Here is a 20071-nt window from a genome sequence, read left to right as displayed (position 1 = left end):
TTTAAGATAAACTGCAAAAATTGATATCATTAAAATGATATCAAAATCTAAAAAATGTCACTTCATCGAAATTTAATGCAAGATAAATTTCATAAACTAAAATAGCACCCTGCACTGTACTGCTCCATACTGTATAAGTAATCTAAAATATTAAAATAAAAAAGGTCGAAATAAAAAATATTTCGACCTTTAAAAATTAATTTAAATTAATAGTTACCTATACCCATTATTTGTTGGGTCAAATTCTAATAAAGTTGGGTTTAATTGCAACTCTTGTAATGGAATTGGTAATTTAACATGATAAGGTTTAATGTTTTCATTTGGTTTCCAAAAACGGTATTCAAGATTCTGAACAACATCTAACAAGATTCCCCATCTAATTAAATCATATCTTCTATTTGCTTCTCCGGCTAATTCCCATTTACGTTCATCATAAATTGCTTCTCTAAACGATTGCTGAGAAAGCCCTTTAAGTTCAGATTCTACTTTAGTAACAAATGCGCGTTCTCTAATTTTATTAATGTATTGATACGCATTACCTGGTCCATTTAACTCATTTTCAGACTCTGCAGCCATTAAATAAACATCTGCCAATCTAAACACCATTCGATTATCAGAATGATTAAAACGAGGAGATGAATCTATCTTTAAGTTCATCCATTTTGCCATGTATGGAAAATTTAAATCGAAACCTAAATAACTATCCATTATATTTAATGGTCTTCTTAAATCATTTAAAGGAAATTTTTCTGCAAAATCTTTTGATGCTACTTGTAAAGCTGTACCATTAAAAGCTTCTCCTCTTGCTGTTAATGCATTACTTAATGCTGTTCTTTCAGAAGTATTGGCTGGCTCATCTCTTAAACGAGGATTAAACATACTTGGTCTCCAATTTCCATTACCAAAAACACTTGCTAGCGTACCATCTGCTTTTACTGTACCTTCTTCAAATTGACCTCTAATATCTCTTGCAAAATCTAAAGACCAAATAATTTCTGCATTATATTCATTAGAAGGATCAAAAACTGCAGCATAAGATGGCAAAATTTCATGCCCAGATTTATTGATAATTTCTAAACACATATTTAATGCTAAATCCCACTCTTTTTGTTGCATATAAATCTTAGCCATAATAATTGCTGCTACCCATTTTGATGCACGCCCACTTTGATCTCCGGTATAAGAACTTTGCAAATTATCCATCACAAACTTTAAGTCAATTAAAATTCCGTCTATTATTGTAGCTTCATCTGTTCTACCTAATATTTTAATTTCATCTAACTTAAGCTCTTCTGTATAATACGGTGCTGCTCCCCAAAGGTTTGTTATATGCCAATAACACAAAGATCTAATTAATGTTGCATCTGCAATAATATCTGTTTGTGCTACTTTAGATATAGCTTCATTATCAGTAACACGATTAATAATAATATTTGCATTAAAAATTACTCTATACAAATCTTTCCATGTGTCTGAAACACTCATTTTCTGAATAGATACATCTGCTAAGGCTTCATTCATTGAATAATTACCCATTGGTTCTACAAAATTTGCAGAACGATTAGGTTCTATAATATCTGCTCCGTTATCATAAAAATGATCTAACCCTACTTGACCGTAAATAGAATTATTTTTTAAAATAGCATACATACCATTAACAGCTTGTCTTGCATCATTTTCTGAAGCAAAAAACGTTTCTGGAGCAATAAGAGCTCTTGGATCTTCTTCTAAGAAATTCTCACAACTAAAAAAAGAGAATATCGCGAATACGAATAAAATTATATTTTTTGTTTTCATATTTCTTTTATTAAAAATTTACATTTATACCTAACGTTAGTACTCTTGGGTTAGGATACTCTCCATTAGCATAACCTTGCGCTATATTACCTAAACCACTTGAACCAAAATTACTTGTTTCTGGATCTATCAACCTAAAATTAGAAAAAAGCAATAAGTTAGTTCCTGAAAATTAAATAGTTGCATTTTTTACACTTCCAAAACCTAATTTATCTACAGGTAAATTATAAGCTAACCTTGCTGTTTTAAGACGAACATGAGATCCATCTTCTACATATTCTGAATTACTAGGCGTATTGGTTACAGAATCTGCACCTGCTCTAGGAATATTAGATGTAGGGTTTTCTGGTGTCCAACGATCTGCTAACTCTGCAAATTTAGTTGTCTCTCCACGATTAAAATAATGGTTACGGGTTCTTAAATTATAAACTTCATTACCTACAGTACCTTGAAAATAAAATGATAAATCCCAATTTTTGTATGAAAATGAGTTTTCAAAACCAAAAATTAAATCTGGAGTAGGATCTCCTAAAACAACATTATCTTCTGTAGAAATAATACCATCTCCATTTAAGTCTTCAAATTTTGGCCCTCCAACAACTTGTGGGTCTGTATACCCAGATGCATCTATTTCTTCTTGGCTTTTCCATGTTCCTAAATAATTAACCCCAGTAAACACTGGCACAGATTCTCCAACAATTAATCTAGTATTTCCTGATCCTAAAATAGCATCTACTGTTACATCTATAAAATCTACACCTCCTAAATCTAAAATTTTATTTCTGTTTGCAGATAATGATAAGGTAGAATTCCAACTAAAATTATCTGTTCTAATGTTTTTAGTATTTATTAAAAATTCCCATCCTTTATTTTCTAATGATCCTACATTTTGTAATTGACTCGTAAAACCTGTTTGTCTAGGAATACTTACATCTAACAATAAATCATTTGTTTTTTTATAGTAGTAATTTAATTCTGTAAAAATTCTACCATTAAATATTGATGCTTCTAATGCTAAATCAAAAGAATTAGTAGTTTCCCATTGTAACTTTGGGTTAGAAGGTCTACCTAATGTTAAACCTGTTACCTCTTCTCCATTAAGTGTTGTGTTTGCCTCTGTTAGCAAAGCAAGGGTTCTGTATGGTCCAATTGCCTGATTTCCAGACTTACCATAACTTGCTCTTAATTTAAGATCTTTAAATACATCTTGATCTTTCATAAACGGTTCTTCAGAAATTTTCCAAGCTCCTGCTATAGATGGATAAAACTCGTACTTGTTTCCTGCTGCAAAAACAGAACTACCATCTGTTCTACCAACCAAAGTTAATAGATACTTATCTTTGTAGCTATAATTTAATCTTCCAAAAAAGGAAGCTATTTGAAACCCAGTATAATCACTACTTACCACAGCTCTCTTTGGATCTGAATTTGCCAAATTATTAAAACCTGTAGCATCACTAGTTATTCCAAATGCTTCTGCTAATGTAATTTCTGTTGATACTTTTTGAAACGAAGCTCCTGCCAATGCTGTTACACTATGGTTTTGTCCAAAATCAGATTGATATTGTACTGTGTTTTCGTTATTCCAACCTTGACTAGCAAGAGTTCTAACACTTGCTCTACCTAAATCTCCTACAACAAGTAAATCTGGACTTTGACTAGAGGTAAATCTATTTTGTTTTGTATTATTAAATTCTGGACTAAATGTAGAACGAATAACCCAATTTGCTGCAGGACTATATTCTAAAAAAGCTGTTGCTAATAAATTATTAGTAAATGTTTCATTTGTATTTAATGCTACATTTGCAACTGGGTTAGAAAACGGAGCACCAACTACATCATCAAAACCATTAAACGTACCATCTTCATTATAAATAGGTTGCGTAGATAAAGTTGCAAAAGCATTACCAAAACTAGCTAAACCATTGTCTTGATTAATTCTAGAGTAATTTAACCTAAAACCAGTTTTTAAATTATCTGTTAACTTTATATCTAAATTTGAACGAAAAATAAATTTTTCGATACCAGAACTAACAACAAGCCCTTTTTGATTAAAGTAATTTAAAGAATTATAATAATTTACGTTTCCATCTTTAGATGAACCAGAAACTGAAACATCTGCATTATGTATTGGAGCGTCATTTAAAATAATATCATACCAGTCATTGTTTGCATAAGTAGACGGATCATTAGGAAAAGGTTCTGCTGCAGATCTAAACGTAGCACTTTCATTGGTAAACGCTATTTGCTCTGCTTGAGAAAGCATATTTGGCAATTCTGGCACCAATTGCATGCTTGTATACATGTTTACACTTATTTGTGGTTTACCAGAACCTGCATTTGTACCACTTTTTGTAGACACTAAAACAACTCCATTGGCTCCTCTAGAACCATAAATTGCAATAGATGATGCGTCTTTTAAAATTTCAATAGATTTAATATCATTACTGTTAATATTATTAAGATTAAAATTTGTACCAACTACAATACCATCAATAACCCAAAGCGGTTCATTACTACCAGTTATAGAGTTACCTCCTCTTACCCTAATTACTGTTCCTGCTCCAGGAGCACCACTTGTTTGTGTTACCTGCACACCTGCTGCTCTACCTTGTAAGGCTTGGTCTACTCTAGATACAGGTACTGCTGCAATATCTTTTGCACTTACACTAGAAACAGAACCTGTTAAGTCTGATTTTTTTTGTGTACCATACCCAATAACAACAATTTCATCAAGTTGATTGTCTTGTTCTAAGATTATATTAATTTGGGTTTGCTTACCTACAACAACTTCTTTAGATGCGTACCCTAAATAAGAAAATATTAAGGTTGTTCCAGAATTAAGATTAACAGAATAATTACCATCAAAATCTGTAACTGTTCCATTAGAAGTTCCTTTTACCAAAACAGAAGCTCCTGGTAATGGTTCTCCATCGGCAGATACAGTACCTTTAACTGTTTGGGCACTCGATATCCCTATACAACATAAAGCTAACATAAAGAATAGCCAACTTTTTTTAAATCTCAGGCATTTGCTTGAAAAAATTTTTAAATTCATAAAATATTGGTTTAATTGTTAATAATATCTAAATATATTATGATAATTTTTACGAACTATCCTGCACTAGTCTTTGGTATCCTGTACATACCTGTAAGCAATTATTGTTTATTTTTTTACATCAGTTCTAATTTCTAATACAATTATAGGGTTCTTTTTTAAAACTAATAAACTCATTTTTAACAAACAAAAATCACAGTCATAAAAAAATCCTGTAAGACTAATATTGTCTTACAGGATTAAAATTTTGTGCTTTTTATTTAGAGTATCTAATGTAAAAAAAGTCTAATTATTCATAAAATTTACAATTTAAATAAAACTTCTCAAGTCTAAAAAACTATATTTTAATTATTTTTTTTACAAAATTATTTTTTTTATCATTATTTGAAATAAAATAAACCCCCGATTCTAAATCACTTATATCAATTGTATTCTTAATATCTTTTGTGCTTATTGTACGAATGATTGCCCCATAAATATTAGAAATAACCAAGCTAGAATTTAATGGTAAATTTTTAATATCTACTTTACCCTTTGTTGGGTTTGGATATATTTTTATTTGATTATTTTTTTTTTGATCTTCTGTTGATAAGGATGCGTCGTAACAAGAAGATTCGCTGTTAGATAAATTAAACGCTGCACTATCTAAAATATCATTTCTTCTTAAAACCATTTTATCAATAAACAAATAAGAAGATCTAGCATCTACAGTAATCGTATACACTTTGGCTTCGTTAAAAGTTACAAAAACTCTATGTGCAACGTGGTCGTTTGTATTGGTTACAAAACCGTAATCTAATCTATTACCAAATGCTTTAATAAAATTATTAACAGAAGTACCAGCTGCACAAGTTAAATCTGTACTAGAATTACAGTAAGGTTTTGGATACACTTTAGCACCATCTTTAATTCCGTAAAAATCTTCTGCATCTATTTTTAACCAAGCATCATTGTGTTCACCTTTACTGGTTCCTTTCCCTACTCTCATTCTCCAAGCAAATCTGTAAGTTCCAGGTGTATTTATTTTAATTTTATATTCTATGGGTGCACCTGAAAGTGCGCTAAAAGATTCTGCTCCTGTCCAATGTAAATATTTTATTTCTTCGTTATTAATAGTTTCTGTTCCTATTTTCCATCGGCTATCTTTTATAATACCAGATTCCATTTCTATGGTTAAAAGTCCATCTTTCTCTTCAAAAGGTAGCTCACCATTACATGTTGATGTTTGAGAGAATAGTTGCGAAGAAACTATTGTTAGTAATAAAAGAGAAATTATTAATGTATTTTTTTTCATTATTAAGAATGTTATTGTTTAATTACAATGATAAAAAATAAGACTCTTTTAAGTATCCTGCTCTATATGGGGTGTATCATTTACATTAATACAATTCTTTTACTTTTTAAGTATTAACCAAATTTTATGCAAAATTTAATTCAGAAAGTTTATCGTATTTTTTTAATCTGTGTAATTTATTAGTTGATCTTAAACTTTAAAAACTGCAAATAAAATAATCAATACTAACATAAAATTAAAAACTCAGAATTTATTAAATTCTGAGTTTTTAAAATTTACAAACTTTGTAAAGTGCTACAATTTAATTGATACTAAAAGTAAGTATAACCACTCTAATAAGTTTTATTTAACAAACTATTATTAGTCTTTATCTTTTGAATATTCAATTTTATAATTTCCTGATCCTAACATTACTGATTTTTCTTGTATTTCAATACCATTCTCTTTCTTAAAATCTTTAACAGAGATGCCATTAATTTTAACAGACTTTAATTCATTATCGGTTAAAACAACTTTTGCTTTGGTGTTAAATGGCACTTTAAGATCCATCGATAAAACATTTTCTTTTAAAGTCCAGTCATTTTTAATATCTCCATAAGGTGTTGGTACAGTAACTGAAGTTGATGTCACTTTTTTTGGAAATTCTGGGTTTACTGTAAATACTTTATAACCTACATTATCTTTTGATGATTTAATTCCTCCTAAAGACTCATAAAAATAAGCAGCAAAACCACTATGCATAGGATGGTTTAAAGAATTAGATGGTCCTTCCATAGTTTCCCATTCAAACTGGCGCTCTGGCCAAGTGGTAAAACCATTATTCATAATATAAGTTTGACTAGGAAAATCTGGTGTTGTTAAAATTTGATACGCCAAATCTGCTTTACCATATTTAGTTAAAACAGTGTAAATATATCTATTACCATGAATACCTGTAGAATGATGCCCTCCTTTTACTTCTGTAATATCATACACCAAACCATCTACTACTTGCTCTATTTCTAATTCTGGAACCATACCAAACTGTAATGCTTGTACAGTTGCTGTTTGACTACCATACCATTTTAAGTTTGTTTTTGGCATAGCAACTAAAAAGTTTTTATTAAAAGCGGCTTTTAATTGCTCTTTTTCCTTTTTCATTTCTGCTTCAAAAGCAGCATCCTTATTTATTTTTGCAAAACCTTCCATAACACCCAAAATATCATAGAAATAAGCATTGGCAGAAATAATTGGGTCGCACTCCATAGCACCTGGGTTCTTTCTTCTATCCCACCTTGGTGGACACCAATCTCCCATTCCGTCTTGAATAATTCCATTTTCATCTTTAAATGAAAGATAAAAATTTGTAAGACCTTTCATTTCTTTATAGTAGTCTTTTACAATAGCATCATCACCATAATGCAAGTAATTATACCAAGGTAAATACATTGTTGCTACACCCCAATCTAGTTTTGCATAAGAAGATGTTCTTTTACCTGGCGCAATCATGGTTGGTACTTGAAATTTAATTTCAGGATTATTATGTCCTTTGGTTGGTCTCATTTGAGTACGAATATCTTCCATGTATTTTTTATAGAAATCATACATGTCATAATTATATAATGCATATTCACAAAACGCGTGTGCATCTCCTAACCAACCACATTTTTCGCGATGCGGACAATCTTCTGGAATACCATGTACATTATCTACAATAGTCCATTTACTAATACTATGCATTTTATTAAATAAAGGTTCAGATGAGCTAAAACTTCCTTTTTCTTGAATGTCTGTAGCCACTAAAACAGCTTTAATCATTTTGCTGTCTGGTTTTGTAGACACGCCTTTTATTTTAGCATAACGAAATCCGTGATAACTAAACTTTGGTTCCCAAGACTCTAAGTCATTTCCTTTACAGATATATTTATAAATCTGAGCCATACCATTTGCTCCACCACCTGTAGAACCTTGAAAAACATCTTTACCGTTTCTTAACAAAGATTCTGTAGTTGTAATTTCTATAAGTTGGCCTTCTTTTTCTTTTACATTAATCTTTACCCAACCAGCAATATTTTGACCAAAATCTACAATCCAATCTCCATTTGGAGCTTTAAATACATTTTGAGGCTCAAATTCTTTTAATTTTTTAATTGCAGGAATTTGTTGTGCACTAATCTTCTTTAATTTTGGCGAAACAACTTTTGCATTCCCCCATTTTTCATCATTATAATTTAAAGTATTCCAACCATTAATTTCATAACGAGCATCATAAGTATCACCACCATAAATATTATTAAATACTATTGGTCCCGTAGATTCTTTCCAATTTTCATCTGTATAAAAATCTTTTTTACTACCATCTTTATAGGTTACTTTAATTAAAAAACGAACCGTTGGTGGGCCGTAAGACATATCTTTATCTGATTCTGGGTCTCTTTTCCAAGAAATATCTTGCGCATAGAAACCATTCCCTAAAATGATTCCAAAAGAATTTTTACCTAATTTTAGTTGTTCTGAAATATCATAATTTACATAATAAGCTTGCTTATCATAATTAGAAGGAGCAGGATCTAAAACATGATCGCCTACTTTAGCTCCATTTAAATAAAGCTCATAATACCCCAATCCACAAATATAAGCTTGTGCATTTTCTATTTCTTTTTCTGTATTAATAACATTTCTAAAGTAAGATGCTGCTTGCCCATTAACCATAATAGGCGATTTCATTGGCCCTGTTTTGTATTCACGAAAACTATATTCTGATGTTCTTGTATCTTTATTTAGGCTTATCCATTTTGAGTCTCCCCAATTTGCTTCATCTATCAACCCCATTTGAAAACTTTGAGGTTTAGACCAATCTGATTCTTGTTTTTTCTCGTCCCAAATTTTTACTTTCCAGTAATACGCAGTTACTGCATTAAGTTTTGTTCCTTTATATTTTATAAAAGTAGATTTAGCATCTTCCGTTTTACCAGAATTCCATAAATCTCCCTGATTGTTATTTAACTTTTCTAAACTTGATGCTACTAATATTTGATAAGCAGATTGCGATTTATTGTTACCTTCTACAGCTACAATCCATGAAAAAATTGGTTGTTTACTTTCAATAGCTGTTGGGTTTATTTTGGCATTACAAGTTAACGACTCAAACGTTACTGATGCTAATTTATCTACCTTTTCTTGGTTGCAAGATGTGTTTAAAAAAGGAATTAACAAGAGTGCTAATAAAAATTTAATTTTATACATTTTTAATATTTTAATTTTATAAAAAATGAAATTAATCTTATAATTTTATACCGTCGTCCTGTACTGTACTGAGATTTTTTTTATACGATTAATATTAACATTTTATTTTGTTTTTACTTTTAAAACAAGGTCGATCTTATTGTCTTTTTCTATAACTTCTTACATAAAATTTCAGCTTTAAAAAAACAACAATTTGTTAAATATATTCAATTTAAGGAATAATATATCTTGTAAATAGGTTTAAAAAACATTTATTCTTATTTAATTTCTAATTTTTGTGTAGCATTTTCTTAAATCAACAAAAAAACAAACACAAAAGCTTTTTATTGTTTCAATTACTCTAAAGTAACCTACACAACCAAAGACAACTAGGTACAGACAGTACAGGATATTCTTAAAAAAATAGTGCTGTAATTTAGATCTGTTAAGATTTATAACTAAATTAAACTTAAAAATGATAAACAAATTTCAATTATTAACAGTAACAAAACTTAGTAAAGTCTTGTTACTCTTTATGTCCATTTCTCTTAAAAATGATTTAGAAAAGGCAACACATAAACAAAGATCTAAACAGTATATTGCTACTGTAGATTCAAAAATCAGTTACTCTAACCTAACCAAAAATTTAAAATATTTTGACAGAAAGCCACAATTTTATTCGTATTCTTATTAAAGCTAGAAAATATTAAATTTTATAGGCTGGTGTTAATCAAATAAACATCCCTATACAATAATTTTCTATATTATCTATTTAACAAGTTTTAATCAGACTTACTTATTGGTATAGAGCACCCCCTCAACTGCACTATATCAAAATTATTATATAACAACTAACCCTATAAATCTTAACACCTTTAAAAGAAAAATTATTTTAAACTAGTATTTTTCTTTCTGATTAAACTTCAGAACCTTTAGTTACTAATTAAAAAAGTACTACAAGGTTTGCAACAAATAGTTAATACCATAAATAAATTTTATTAATTAACTTAAACTAAATGAAATGAAAAAATTAGTAAACAGTATTATTCTTGCAGCTCTTTTGTTTTTTGCAGGAAATAATATTTTAATTGCCCAAGTATCTGCTGTATACGGCGGAGGCGCTATTTATAATAGCAACACTTCTATTAATGAATTACGAAGCTCTGGCTTTAATACGGTTATTGTTTGGACTATACATATTGAACCAAGTGGTAAAATTAATTTTAATTATGATTTTGACCTTATTGATAATGGTCAATATATTGGAGGTAATGATCCAGAAAGTGGCAATTTTGTAAACAACCTTGCTCGCTTAAAACAAGCACCAACAAGTGTAAATCGTATAGAATTTGGTATTGGTGCTGCAGGAGCTCAAACATTTAACGTACTTAAAAACTTTTATGAATCGGAAGGGTTTGGACCTGGAACAACCATTTATAAAAATTTTAAAAAGTTAAGAGAAACTTTTCCTATGGTAGATGCCTTTAACAATGATGATGAAGTTACTTACGACTTAGCTTCTACCGTTGCTTTTACCAAAATGTTGGCTAGCCTAGGATTTAAAAATGCTATTGTACCTTACACTAGAGATAGTTTTTGGAGAAGCTTAGTACAGCAAGTTAATGCCGCATACCCTGGTAATGTAGATAGAAATTACATTCAGTGTTATGCAGGTGGTGCTGGTAATAACCCTTGCCAAACTAAATGGGATTTTGGTATTACTAATATTGGTGGTAGATGGGGAGCTTCTAACAGAGAAAGCCCTTCTCAAATTCAAAATGTAATGCAAAACTGGAAAAACTCATGTAGCTCTAAAGCTGGTGGTGGTTTTATTTGGATATATGATGAGTTTGATAATACACCACAAACCGCTCAATATGCTAATGCTATTAATACAGCATTTCAAAACACACCTCCACCTCCACCAACAAATACTAGTGGAAATTTAGCTCGTAGCGCTCAAGTTTCTGTATCCTCTCAATATTCTGCAAACTATTCTGGTTCTAAAGCAATAGATGGGGTAAAACAACAGCACAATAATGGAGAATGGGCTAGTAATGGTGAGAAGTTACCTAAAATTAGACTTACTTGGAATCAACCTGTTTCTGTAAACAAGATTATTCTTTATGACAGACCAAATGCTGTTGATGCTATTGGTGGTGGTATTTTATATTTTAGCGATGGAAGTCAAGTTCCTGTAGATTTTTTATTTAATAATGGTCAAGGAAAAGAGTTTACTTTTAATTCTAAAACAATTACTTGGGTACAACTAGATGTAACCGATGGTGTAAATAGTTTAAATAATGGGTTGTCTGAATTTGAAGTGTATGGCTCTTCTGGAGGCTCTAGTAGTAGCAGCAACGTTGCTCTTAACAACAGTAGTATTACGGCATCTTCACAGTATCCTAATAATGCTTTTTCAAAAGAAAAAGTAGCAGACGGTATTATAGGTAAACATGGAAATGGTGAATGGGCTAGTAACGGAGAATCAAACCCTTACGTTCAAATAAATTGGAATTCTTCTTATACTATTAACAAAGTTGTTTTGTTTGATAGACCAAATGCTACCGATAAAATTAACGGCGGTACACTTACATTTAGTGATGGTTCTAGAATAAACGTAGCTGCATTACCAAACAACGGAGCAGCAAAAGAAATTACATTTGCTAATAAAACCGTAACGGCTGTTCGTTTTACAGTTACAAATGGATCTGGTTATAATGTTGGCTTATCTGAGTTTCAGGTTTTTGGTACAAACGCACTTCGTAAATCTCAACAACCAAAACAAGAAACTATTACAGAAAATACAAACCAAACTAATAGTAAAGTTTCAACATTTCCAAATCCTTTTAAGAACCTTGTTAATGTAATGTTACCTGTTAATAAAAAATATACCTCAGCTGAAGTATATAACCTAACAGGACAATTAATCTTAAAGCAAACAATTTCTGAGGGGCAAAATGCACTTGAATTTAATTTTAAAAACGTAGCAAGATCTAGTATCTATTTATTACGTTTAACAAATGATAAAGAATCAACAATGCATAAATTGATTAGAAAATAAGATAAACAAATTATTAAATAAAAATAAACTCACCTTTTCTAATAATAAAAATTAGAATTGGTGAGTTTTTATATTTATGTATGATTCTCGGTAAAATTTCTATCTACTTTTATTCTTTAAAATAAAAATCTAAGTTTGGTATTCTATATTTTTAAAATAAAACATTAAGAATTTAATATTACCAATAACAATTAACATAAATATCCATTTTAAATTTTAAATAGAATTCCCTATTCCCACTAAAACTACAGATAAAAGAATCACTAAAATTCCGGCTGTAATGGTATATTTTGTTTTCTTAGCAACACCAGCCCATTCCTTTCTATAAACACCCCAAAGGTTTGCAGTTAAAATAATGGTAGACATATGTAAAATCCAAGAACTAGCACCATTACCCAATTTACTTTCTCCCATTCCATAGAAAAAGAATTGTAAAAACCAGATGGTTCCTGCCAATGCAGAAAACATAATATTTTTTGATATTGGTGTGCTTTTATTTGTAAAATCTTTATATGATTTGTTTTTGATACTTAACAAAGTAGTCCATACTAAATTAGAAACCAACCCTCCCCAAAGAATAACAACAAATGTAACATTGTTAGAATATAAATGATCGAAGCCTGCAGCTACCGCTGCATCTGCTAAAGGTTTCCCTGCTTCTATACCAAAGCTAAAAAAAGAACTTAAAATACCCGAAAGTACAGCTACTATTAACCCTTTTACCAAATTAAATTCTGATACACTTTTCTTTTTTTCTTCATCGGATAGTTCCTTTTCTTTTAGAACTCCTGCTTTTCCACAAATTGCAATTCCTAACACACACACTAAAACACCAAGTAATACAACTTGTCCACCAGAATCGGCCAACATATCTGTAAAAGATGTTTTTCCTGCTTCAGGATTAATATTGTAATAAATGGAAGGTACTATAGCTCCAAAAGCAGCACAAAAACCAAGTACTACAGAATTACCCAAAGACATCCCCAGGTAACGTACACCAAGCCCGTAAGACAAACCTCCAACACCCCAAAGCAGTCCCATTGCAAAAGTAATTAATAGTATTGTATTTGAACTTGCTGCAATTATTTCTGCAAAGCCTGGTACGGTTAACCAAGCTGCTATAGGTGGTACAATTAGCCAAGACATAACGCCACCAACCATCCAATAGGTTTCCCAAGACCAACCTTTTACTTTGTTATAAGGCATGTAAAAACTACCCGCTGCGACGCCGCCTATAGAATGAAATAAGACTCCTAATATTGCTTGCATAATTATTGTATTTTAAATTTTATTATTAAATATTAACAGATCTTAACAACTCTTAAATTTAAGAGTTTACCTAATTTTTCAATCTTATTCGCAATATGCCCTACGCCAATAGCACAATGATGCGATGGTCCTTGTTTAGACCATTCGTTCATAAACCCTCTTGCTCCTATAGAAAAACGGTAACGACTATTTGTATTTCCTATTTGTAACACAGGTCCTTCTACAGATTCGCCTTCGGCAACCAATAAAAATACATCGTCTTTACCTTCTACTACAGATAATAAGGTTACTGGACCATGTTTTACTGTCATTTGAATAGATAATCCTTTACCCGGTTTACCGTGGTATACAGGTAGCGGAACCAATTGTACATTGCCTTCTGCTATGGCAAAATGTGCTGGTCCATCATGCCCGAGCATCACAATATCATCGTTAAAATCCATAGCATAAAACTCAGAAAAAGAACCACCAACACCAAAGGCATCCATAATTTTCATGGCTTGTGCATTTTTGACTTCATACTCGCCAGCTACAGGTATATTTCTCCCTGTTAATAAGGTGTTTCCTGCAATAACAGAGGTTACAATATTTTCATATTCATTTCCTGAATCGCCTTCATAATAATAGGCTAAAGACCCTAAATTATGTGCTTCCACTAATTTGTCTAACGCTACAGATGTTTTAGCTGCACGTTTTATTTCGTCTTCCTCACAAGCCTCAACCACTTCAAACGTGGTATGAAATTCTTTAATTTTTTCATTTACCTCAGTATCTGTTGCTTCATCTCTATACCTTTTAAGCTCACACATTTCTACAATTTCTATATGCGTGCCAAATGCTGCCGATTGCTTCGTTAAATCTGAATATACATCTAGCATACCACAGTAATAATGTCCTAAAACACCTAAACGATTGTTATTCATTACTGAAGCCACGTTAGCTGCATCTATCCAATCTTGAATCTCGTCCCAAACCGCTTGCTCATCTAAATATCCTGTAACAAATTCATAATCTATCCCCGAACGGTTAAATACATTTGCTAATTCTGGCACTGAACACGCTTGACAATGTGCCAACCACTCGCCTGTCATTTTTCCTCTATCTCCTAGTTTATTAAAACTTTCATAATCTATCGCAGCTACAGGCTGTATATTTAAAATTATAATAGTGCAACCTAGTTTTTGAACGACAGGTAAAACTGTAGAAGACAGTGCGTACGTAGATACATAAAGAAAAAGTACATCAATATCTTCTGTTTTTAATCTTTGCGCTGTTGCTCTTGCTTTTTCAGGAGAATCTACCAAACCTACATTTACAACCTCTGCACCAAATTCGTTCATTTTATCAGCTATCTGATTTTGATACCCTTCTAAACGTTCTAACAATCCCTTAAACTGCGGCCAATAAGTATCTAAGCCTATACCGAAAAGACCTACTTTTATTCCACTTTCTTTTTTAATATTCATTTTCAAACTTTTTATTTTCTATTATTTTTCTATTATTCGAGATACTTTTAACACCACAGGTCCTACCAATCCAGCAGGTATGGTTTCATCTCCTTTTTTGTAAAATGGAAATGTTGTAAATGTTGATCGCTGCTTTAAAGGTGGTGGTTCATTATTTAAATACCAATCTGGCATATATTCATTTTTTCTATTCATGCCTGATTCACTTGGAAAATTTTCATCTCCAATTAAACGGTTTGTCCACTGGTTAGTGACTTCTATTTGAATGGTGTTTTTTCCTTTTACTAAAGCTTTAGTAACATCTAAAACATAAGGAGACATCCAACTTATACCTAAATCTTTTCCGTTAACAATTACTTTAGCGGCAATATTTACCACTCCTAAATCTATTGTTACTTTGTTGTTTTCTTCTAAATAATTTTTACCTACAACAAACTCATTTTTATAGATTGCTGTTCCTGAATAGTATTTTATTTGTTCGTTTTTATGCGAAGTCCAATCTATTAATTTAGGAAAAGAAAAGTTTTTCTCTTTGGCTTTAATATCAGGAAAATCGACGCTCCAAGTTCCTAAAACAGTTATTTGTTCTGGAAGATTTTTTATTTTAATTGCTTTTAAACTTCCGTCATTTAATTTAAAATTATAATTTCCGTTCGCTTTAACTTCAACTTCTATGGTATTATCGTTTGTTAAAGTTGTAGTTACATCTTCATTACTTTTTAAACTTTTTGGTAATATGGATTGTATTCCTTTTGATGATTCTCTAAACACAACAAATACAGAGCCTTCTGCAGGTAAACTTATTAACGCTTTTGTTTGTCCGTTTTCGCTTGTAAAAGCAGCCAGTTTAGTGACTTCACCCGTCATTTGGTTCCATAATTCTGGAATTTTACCCTCTATATTAAAAGTGCACAGATATGTACGCGCTTCATTTTCTGGATTATAAAAAAAGTAAACATCTTCATTTTCTGTTTTTCTATGTGTATAGTTGATGTCTTTTCCGCCTTCTATAAATAAGTCTGTTGATATATTATTTGCTTTAAAAATAGTATCCCAATCTCCAGATAAATAAGTTGTTTTTCGAGTCCAAATTTGATCTACTAACTTATTAAACTCTATGTTATCTTTTTCAGAAACCGCATAGCTTCCTAATTTTTGTGGTTTTTCTCCAATAATTACAACGCCTTTATTAGCTAATTCGGCTATTCTTTTTAAAGTTTTTAATTTAATTTCTTTTATATTTTTAAGATATAAAGCTTGGTATTGTATTCCGTTTGGCAATACCATTTTATTTTCTTTTGCTTCCACTCTATGCAACAAAGCATCAGCATTTATACAATCGTAATTAATGTGTTTAGGCAAAGCCGGACTAAACATATGTTCTTTTATAATTGAATTTGGAGATCCATCACCAACAAAGACTAATAAATCTGACACAGGAATCCCTTTACGCAACATATATTGCCCACGTGCTAAATACTTAAACCATGCACTACCTGCATTGTACCACCAGGTTTGTGTACGGTCTATATGAGAACCCCATTGACTCATTGTCATTCCTGGTTTTACGTGTGTATTGGCTTGGTGCGCAAAACGATGAAACATAAATTCGTTAATCCCTAAAGTCCACGCTTTGTCTCCTGTTAATTTTAAACTTCCAGGATGTCCTTTCCAGTTTATCTCTGGTCTTGCAGAAAATGCTTCGGCAGACACCACATTTTTTCCGTAAATACGCGCTCCAGAAACAGCCGTTCCTGCCTGATAACGTTGATGCATCCAGAATTCACCCATCGTAATATCTACCTTACGTGCCGCATCTAACTCATTAAAATCGCCATTAAAACTATAAGGTTCTACGTAACTAATTAATCCATCTTCATGGCATAACTCTGTAAAATAATCGAAATAATTATCGGTAATCATTTTACTATTAAAGTTTCTAATATCCCATAAAACCTGATCACTAGTATCTTTATTATCAACATATTTACCAGCATAAAGAGGTAAAAAACTTACTAAATCGTATCCTAATTCTTTTTTAAAAGCTTGTTCGTAATTTTTTGTCCAGTTCTGGCCACCAACTTCATAACTATCAATCTCTGTGTATTGTAATGCATTTGGCGCTACAGCTCTTGTTGCATCAATTACATTTCTAACATAACCATCGTAAAATATTTTAAAAGATTCTCTACTCATTTTATCTACTTCCCAACCTGTACCTTCTTCTGATGCAGGCACATTAAAAGCAGCCGTTATGGTATAACCAAATCGCATAATTGTCCATTTCCCTTTTGGCAAATTAGCGTTAAGGGTTCCTTTATCATCCATAAAAGCCGTTAGGTTGATAACCTCGTCTTTATTGATAATGCTTGATGGATTTACATTTTTAATTGTTGGCATTTTATAGTTTTCTATTTTAAATAGAGAGGTACGTGCCAACGTGTTATTTATACGTTTAAGGTTACTTAAACTAATCTCTGTTAATTGTAATGGTACTTCAGATTCAATTCTGAAATATTTTGATGTAATCCCATTAAAATCTAATTCTACCGCACGTTCGTACTTTACAATATTCATAGGTTTTATTTCCTTTATGATCTTGTAAGTAATGCCGTCTTCTGAAGTTTTTAAATAGATTTTTCCTTTTTTTCTTGGTGGTTGATAAAAACTCATTGCTAATGAATTCATTGTAAAAGGTTTGCCATAGTTAAAATCTATCCATTGCGGTTTCTTTTGGGTTCCCTCTAAATTTGTTTCAACATCTATTCTTTGATCTACTAAAAGGTTTAGTTTAAGGCTTTTTTGAGAACTTTTTAGTGTAGCTTTATTTTCATAATCCTCTATATCCGACGCCAACGCTGGATACGCTAAAACAGCCACATCTTTATAAAAACCACCACGTTGCGACGGTGTTTCTAACTGTAGTTTTACGTTACCTCCGTTTACAATAGTCTGATTGTAAGTTACACGTTTCATAGCGTGTTCTGGCGCTACCCACGGCCCTCCACTAGAAGTCCAACCGTCACAATTATGCACTCCAAAACTTAAGCCTAAACGCTCACATTCTGCCGCCGCATGCGCAGTCATTTCTATATGTTCATCAGAATTAAAAATAACTTTACCCTTAGGCACATAATGCGTTACATTAAATAAAATGATACCGCCAATACCTACATCTGCTATGGCTTCTAAATCTTTAGTTAAACCTACTTTACTCATATTTCCACTCATAGCATGCATCCACGTTCTTGGACGATTCTCTGGTGATGGATTTTTAAATAATTGTTCTGAAATAGGATTCTCTTGCTTCTGCGAATAACTAGACATTCCTATTAATAATATTCCTATTAAAATTTTTATTTTATTCATTGTATTATAACCAATAGTAATAACTTCTTTATATAATTTTTATAGTACCTCTACCTAAACTTCCACATTATCTGATAGAATGAAAAAAAAATTGGTTTCGATGATTTATCTACTACTTGTTTATTTGTTGTTTTTTTTTATTATTCTAATTAATGACTATTTTTAGTTTTATAAATGTCATGAGGTTTTGGTCCATTAATAGGATATGGCATAGTATATACATCTTTATTATCTGCCTGTTCTTTTAACCAATCATCAAGTAACAAACGCATGGCTTTAATTTTTTGCTGATGTTTTTCACTAAAAATAAGGTTAACTTGTTCATCAGGATCATTTGCTAAATCATAAAATTCTTCAGCTGGACGCACATAATATTTTTGAATAATGGCTGCTGCTCTTGGGTCTTTTTCTGCTTTTTTATCCCAAGAATCCCAATACCCATCAGAATTTGGTCGTCTTAAAATATCTGAATGATTAGAATGATATGTATTAGGGCGTAAATTTAGTATGAATTTAAATTGTGTATCTCTAACACTTCGTATAGGATATACATTTTTAGTTTGATCGCCCGTATGGGTTGTAAAAATTAAATTGCGGTGCTTATTTGCTTTTCCTTCCAATACATTTTTAAACGATTTACCATCTATCTCTTTTGGTATTTCAGAATTGGTAATATCTAATAAAGTTGGTAAAATATCAATCCAACTTACCATAGCGTCTGTTCTAGTATTTGGTTTAATATGTTTTGGCCAAACAGCTATCATAGGTACTTTTATGCCTTTATCATACAAATTCCATTTATGAAAAGGCCACTGCGCACCATGATCTGCCGTATAAATAAAGATAAAATTATCGCCAAATTTATTTTGTGCTAGTTTATAAACTTTCCCCATTTCATCATCCATTCCTGTTATATCAGAATAGTATTGCGCCCAATGTTGACGCGTACTTTTGGTATCTATAAAAGATGGAGGTAATGTTAACTCGTTAGGGTTATAAATATTATTGGTTGTCCAAGGTACATGTGGCCGACGATCACCAACCATTAAACAAATAGGTCCTTTTGTGTTATTAGCATCAAAGTACTCGGTAACATTTTTGTACAAATCTACTTTAGGGCTCGATTGATAGTCAAATCTGCCATCTTTTCCCATCTCTTCATTCATACTTCCGTGAGCCACTTTACCAAAGCTTAGTATTTGATAACCTGCTTTCTGAAGATTTTCTGTTAATACTAATTTACTAGGCGAAGGATATGTATGGTTGCATTCGGCACCATTTTTGGCAGGCATTAATCCTGTTAAAAAAGCACCTCTACTTGGTGCGCAAGATGGTGATGCCACAAAAGCATTATTAAAAGTAATACCTGCTTTTGCTAATTTATCGGCTGTGGGTGTTTTTAATATTTTAGCACCGTAAACAGAACCATCTGCTTGACTTTGATCATCTGCTAAATAAATTACAATATTGGGTAGTTTTTGGGCTATTACCTTGTAAAAACTTCCTAAATTAAAAATTGTAAAAAAGATGAAAACACTTAATTTTTTCAT

10 protein-coding genes are annotated in these 20071 nt (G+C 31.4%); 1 reads left to right on the top strand and 9 read right to left on the bottom strand.

Annotated elements, in window-relative coordinates:
• Positions 1-213: 213 nt before the first annotated feature.
• The 5 genes from GQR92_RS00855 to GQR92_RS00840 form a co-directional block, all read right to left on the bottom strand.
• Positions 214-1797, bottom strand: a complete 1584-nt coding sequence (locus GQR92_RS00855) for a RagB/SusD family nutrient uptake outer membrane protein (protein WP_158837346.1) — start codon at positions 1795-1797, stop codon at positions 214-216.
• A 10-nt stretch (positions 1798-1807) separates the two neighbouring features.
• Positions 1808-1930: a hypothetical protein gene (locus tag GQR92_RS18095; RefSeq protein ID WP_302849593.1), complete on the bottom strand. Its 123-nt coding sequence runs from the start codon at positions 1928-1930 to the stop codon at positions 1808-1810.
• Positions 1931-1969: 39 nt separating this feature from the next.
• Positions 1970-4795 (bottom strand): SusC/RagA family TonB-linked outer membrane protein, encoded by a 2826-nt coding sequence (locus GQR92_RS00850; protein ID WP_199269166.1) that lies wholly within the window; start codon positions 4793-4795, stop codon positions 1970-1972.
• 397 nt (positions 4796-5192) lie between these two features.
• Entirely contained in the window at positions 5193-6149 is a 957-nt protein-coding gene (locus GQR92_RS00845) for a T9SS type A sorting domain-containing protein (RefSeq protein WP_158837345.1), read from the bottom strand.
• Between the two features lie 360 nt (positions 6150-6509).
• Positions 6510-9374, bottom strand: coding sequence for an alpha-L-rhamnosidase (locus GQR92_RS00840; RefSeq protein WP_158837344.1), 2865 nt, complete (start codon positions 9372-9374; stop codon positions 6510-6512).
• Between the two features lie 1000 nt (positions 9375-10374).
• Between GQR92_RS00840 and GQR92_RS00835 the strand changes: the two genes are divergently transcribed.
• Complete coding sequence (locus GQR92_RS00835) at positions 10375-12417, top strand: DUF7402 domain-containing protein (RefSeq protein WP_158837343.1); 2043 nt, start codon at positions 10375-10377, stop codon at positions 12415-12417.
• 216 nt (positions 12418-12633) lie between these two features.
• Here the strand turns inward: GQR92_RS00835 and rhaT are convergent, their stop codons facing one another.
• The 4 genes from rhaT to GQR92_RS00815 all read right to left on the bottom strand — a co-directional run bounded on the left by rhaT (position 12634) and on the right by GQR92_RS00815 (position 20071).
• A complete protein-coding gene (gene rhaT / locus GQR92_RS00830; RefSeq protein ID WP_158837342.1) occupies positions 12634-13686 on the bottom strand; it encodes an L-rhamnose/proton symporter RhaT in 1053 nt (350 codons plus the stop codon).
• 32 nt (positions 13687-13718) lie between these two features.
• Entirely contained in the window at positions 13719-15152 is a 1434-nt protein-coding gene (locus GQR92_RS00825; protein WP_158837341.1) for an L-fucose/L-arabinose isomerase family protein, read from the bottom strand.
• 21 nt (positions 15153-15173) lie between these two features.
• A complete protein-coding gene (locus GQR92_RS00820; protein ID WP_158837340.1) occupies positions 15174-18521 on the bottom strand; it encodes a glycosyl hydrolase in 3348 nt (1115 codons plus the stop codon).
• A gap of 149 nt (positions 18522-18670) precedes the next feature.
• Positions 18671-20071 carry a sulfatase family protein gene (locus GQR92_RS00815; protein WP_158837339.1) on the bottom strand — a complete coding sequence of 467 codons (1401 nt, stop codon included), beginning with the start codon at positions 20069-20071 and terminating at the stop codon, positions 18671-18673.

Origin of the sequence: Polaribacter sp. L3A8, assembly GCF_009796785.1 — a bacterium.
Lineage (GTDB): Bacteria > Bacteroidota > Bacteroidia > Flavobacteriales > Flavobacteriaceae > Polaribacter.
The sequence above is the reverse complement of the archived record's forward strand: the minus strand, read 5'-3'. Positions and strand labels throughout refer to the sequence as shown.